Raw genomic sequence first — 4183 nt, forward strand, 5'->3', positions numbered from 1 at the left:
CGATCTGGCAGGCGCTGCAACGCTGAAGAGGTTAATGTGCCCCGGCCGACTTGCTCAGGTCGCTCTCGGCCCATTCGGTATAAATGCAAGCGTCGGCCACTGCCCAACGCACCTTCACGCTGTCGCCCGGCTGCATGGGCATGCCCGCGGCCGACAGGGCCTTCACCGTCAGCTCGGTACCCCCTGCAGTCACCACATGACAGGTCTGGCTTTCACCCAGGAACAGCACTTCACCAACCTTGGCACTGACTTCGTTCCAACCCGCCGGCAGCGGTTCACGCATGGCCTGTTCGGCGGTCAGGGCCACGGCCTTTTCTGGGCGCACCATGATCAGTGCATCCTGCGAGGCGGCCAGCCCCGGGGTCAAGCGAATGGCCACTGGCTGGCCCTCGAAGCTGCCTGCGCCATTGCTGCTGGCCTTGATCCGCAGGAAGTTGGAGTTGCCCAGGAACGACGCAACAAAGGCATTCGGCGGATTCTGGTACAAGTCGTACCCGGTGCCCAGGCCGACGATCTTGCCGTGGCTGAAGATGGCGATGCGCTGCGACAGGCGCATGGCCTCTTCCTGGTCGTGGGTCACGTAGACAATGGTAATGCCCAGGCGGCGGTGCAGCTGGCGCAGTTCGTCCTGCAGGTCTTCACGCAGCTTCTTGTCCAGCGCGCCGAGCGGCTCGTCCATCAGCAGGATGCGTGGCTCGTACACGAGCGCCCGGGCAATCGCCACGCGCTGCTGCTGGCCGCCCGACATTTGCGAGGGTTTGCGGTGCGCGAACGGCTCCAGTTGCACCAGCTTGAGCATGGCGTCGACGCGCTTGGCGGTTTCGGCAGCGCCGAGTTTGCGAATGGCCAGTGGGAAGGCGATGTTGTCACGCACATTCAGGTGCGGGAACAGCGAATAGCGCTGGAACACCATGCCGATATCGCGCTTGTGCGGCGGCACATTGACCAACGACTGGCCGTCGACCAGGATCTCGCCGCTGCTCGGTGTTTCGAAGCCGGCCAGCATCGACAGGGTGGTGGACTTGCCCGAGCCGCTGGAACCGAGGAAGGTCAGAAACTCGCCGTCCTGGATCTCCAGGTCGAGGTTGTCCACGGCGGTGAAGTCGCCGTAGTGCTTGTTCAGGCCGCGCAGGCTGACCAGGGTTTTGCCGTGCGCGTTGTCTTTGATCACTGCACTCATTGTTGTTTTCTCCGCGCTCAGGCGTTTTCGGTGCGCCGGCGCAAGGCGGCGGCAATGAACATGACCAGCAACGACAGGCCGATCAGCAAGGTCGAAGCCACGGCGATGACCGGGCTGAGGTCCTGGCGCAAGGTGGTCCACATCTTCACTGGCAGGGTCTGCAGGTCGGGGCTGGCCATCATCACGCTCAGCACCACCTCATCCCAGGACACCAGGAAAGCGAACAGGCCACCGGCGATCATGCCGGAGCGGATGGCCGGGAACGTGACCTTGAAAATGGCCTGCAGGCGTGATGCACCGCAGATCACCGCAGCATCTTCGATCGACTGGTCGAACAGCTTCAGCGAGTTGATGATCGAGATGATCGTGAACGGCAGGGCGACGATCACGTGGCTGACCACGAAGGCGAACAGCGTGCCGGTGTAACCTAGCTTGAGGAACAGTGCGTATACCGCCACGGCAATGATCACCAGTGGCACGATCATCGGCATGGTAAACAGCCCGTACAGCAGCTCGCGGCCCGGGAAGCGGCCACGCACCAGGGCGAATGCGCTGGGCAGGCCCAGCAACACGGCGGCGATGGTGGTCAGCACGGCCACCTTCAGGCTGGCCAGTGCGGCGTCCATCCACTCCGGGTTGGAGAAGAACTGGCCGTACCACTTGAAGGTCCAGCCCGGTGGCGGGAACACCAGCCACTGTGACGAGCCGAATGACAGCAACACAATGAAGACCACCGGCAGCAGCAGGAAGGCCGCGATGACCCCGGTGGTCAGGTACAGGCCCGTACGCAGCGGGCGGCCCATGGCATTGGGAGACAGGAGCATGGCGGTTTACCTCGCGTTGCCAACCGGGGATTCCGGCTGCAGCTTCAGGTACAGGTAGAAGAGCACCAGGGTGATCGCCACCAGCAGTGCGGCAGCGGCGCTGGCCAGGCCCCAGTTGAGGAACGACTGCACCTGCTGGATGATGAATTCAGGCAGCATCATGTTCTGCGCGCCCCCCAGCAGCGCCGGGGTGACGTAGTAACCGAGCGACATCACGAACACCATCAGCGCCCCGGAGAACAGCCCCGAGCGGCACAGCGGCAGGAACACCTTCCAGAAGTTGGTCCACGGGCTGGCACCACAGATCGAACCTGCCTGCAGCACCATCGGGTCGATGGCGTGCATGGTCGCCTGCAGTGGCAGCACGATGAACGGGATCATGATGTAGCTCATGCCGATGACCACGCCGGTGAGGTTGTGCACCATTTCCAGCGGGGCATCGATGATGCCCATGGCCATCAACGCCTTGTTGATCACGCCCGAGCTCTGCAGCAGCACCAGCCACGAGTAGGTGCGCGCCAGCAGACTGGTCCACATCGACAGCAGCACGATGTTCAGCAGCCAGCGGCCCCACCCCTTGGGCACCAGGGTGATTGCCCAGGCCAGCGGGAAGCCCAGCAGCACGCTGATCAGGGTAACCACGCCGGCCACCGAGAAGGTGTTGAACAGCACCCGTGCATAGGCCGAGTTGGCGAACAGCTGCTCGTAGTTACCCAGCCCTGGCGTTGGCTCCAGCACCCCGCGCAGCAACAGGCCGACCAGCGGGGCGAAGAAGAACAGGCCAAGGAACAGCAGGGCGGGCAGCAGGTTGCGGCTGCCTTTCCAGCGCTGGCTCAGGCTGGCACGGCGCGGTGCGGTGCCCGGGGCGCCGGCGCCCGTGGGGGCACCTTGCGCGTTTTGCAGGGCGTTGATGGCGACTTTCATTTGACCAACCACTCATTCCAGCGGGCCGCGATAGCTTGACCGTTCTTGGCCCAGTAGGCGAAGTCGAGGGTGACCTGGTCCTGGGCGTAGGCAGTTGGCAGGTTTGGCGCGAGGTCCTTGTCCAGCTTGGCCACGCTGTCGACGTTGACCGGCGCATAGGCGGTTTTGTTGGCGAATTCGGCCTGGCCTTCGGCGCTGCTGGCGTTGGCCAGGAATTTCATGGCCGCTTCCTTGTTCTTGGCGCCTTTGGGGATGACCAGGAAGTCGGCCATGACCAGGTTCTGCTTCCAGCTCACACCCACCGGTGCACCGTCTTGCTGCAGGGCGTAGACACGGCCATTCCAGAACTGGCCGAGCGAGGCTTCACCCGAGGCCAGCAACTGCTGTGACTGGGCGCCACCGCCCCACCAGACGATGTCTTTCTTGATGGTGTCGAGCTTCTTGAAGGCGCGGTCCAGGTCCAGCGGGTACAGCTTGTCAGGGGCTACGCCGTCGGCCAGCAGGGCCAGTTCCAGCACGCCGGGGCTGGGCCATTTGTACAGGGCTCGCTTGCCGGGGTAGGCCTTGGTGTCGAACAGCGCGGTCCAGTCCACCGGCTTGTTGGCCCCGAGCTTGCCTTCGTTGTAGCCGAGCACGAAGGAGAAGAAGAATGAGCCGACGCCATGATCAGAGACGAAGCGTGGGTCGATCTTGTCGCGCTTGATCTGGTTGAAGTCCAGGGGTTCGAGCAGGCCTTCGCTGGCGGCACGCAGGGCAAAGTCGGCTTCGACGTCGACCACGTCCCACTGCACGTTACCGCTCTCGACCATGGCCTTGAGCTTGCCGTAGTCGGTGGGACCGTCCTGCACGACCTTGATGTTCGTGGCTTTGGTGAACGGTACTGCCCACGCTTCTTTCTGGGCGTCCTGGGTCGTACCGCCCCAGCTGACGAAGTTGAGGCTGTCGGCGGCCTGGGCGGCCTGACATGCCAGGGTCAGCAGGCTGGCGGACAGCACTGCGGTTACACGTTTGCTTAACAGCATGGTTACGCCCTCGTTGCTTTTGTTATTCGAGGCGGGGCTTTTGGTGCGCCCGCCAATAATGTTCGGGGAGCAGCTAAAACAAAGTGTTCTGATGGCCGCTTTTAATTGTAGGTGCCGGCCTGCAGGTTTAAGGTCTACGGGATATCATATTATGGTATTCCAAGATTTTGGCAAGAGGTATGAGGCGACCGGCCATCACTCCGCCCTGTCAAAAGCACCAAGGGCCCTGTAGG

Annotated in this window: 4 protein-coding genes; all 4 read right to left on the reverse strand. The window is 62.9% G+C overall.

What is annotated here, in order from left to right:
• Nucleotides 1–31: 31 nt before the first annotated feature.
• Genes ACTJJN_RS04130 through ACTJJN_RS04145 form a run of 4 tightly spaced genes read right to left on the reverse strand, consistent with a single transcriptional unit; the run spans nt 32 to nt 3950 of the window.
• Entirely contained in the window at nt 32–1180 is a 1149-nt protein-coding gene (locus ACTJJN_RS04130) for an ABC transporter ATP-binding protein (RefSeq protein WP_180688354.1), read from the reverse strand.
• Nucleotides 1181–1197: 17 nt separating this feature from the next.
• On the reverse strand, nt 1198–2004 hold the full coding sequence (locus ACTJJN_RS04135; RefSeq protein ID WP_440780990.1) for an ABC transporter permease: 807 nt from the start codon (nt 2002–2004) through the stop codon (nt 1198–1200).
• 6 nt (nt 2005–2010) lie between these two features.
• A complete protein-coding gene (locus ACTJJN_RS04140; protein WP_004576592.1) occupies nt 2011–2928 on the reverse strand; it encodes an ABC transporter permease in 918 nt (305 codons plus the stop codon).
• A complete protein-coding gene (locus tag ACTJJN_RS04145; RefSeq protein ID WP_004576593.1) occupies nt 2925–3950 on the reverse strand; it encodes an ABC transporter substrate-binding protein in 1026 nt (341 codons plus the stop codon). The genes ACTJJN_RS04140 and ACTJJN_RS04145 overlap by 4 nt, the downstream gene beginning before the upstream one ends.
• Nucleotides 3951–4183: the final 233 nt, after the last annotated feature.

Origin of the sequence: Pseudomonas sp. 22515 (assembly GCF_052044625.1) — a bacterium.
In the GTDB taxonomy this organism is placed as follows: Bacteria; Pseudomonadota; Gammaproteobacteria; order Pseudomonadales; family Pseudomonadaceae; genus Aquipseudomonas; species Aquipseudomonas alloputida.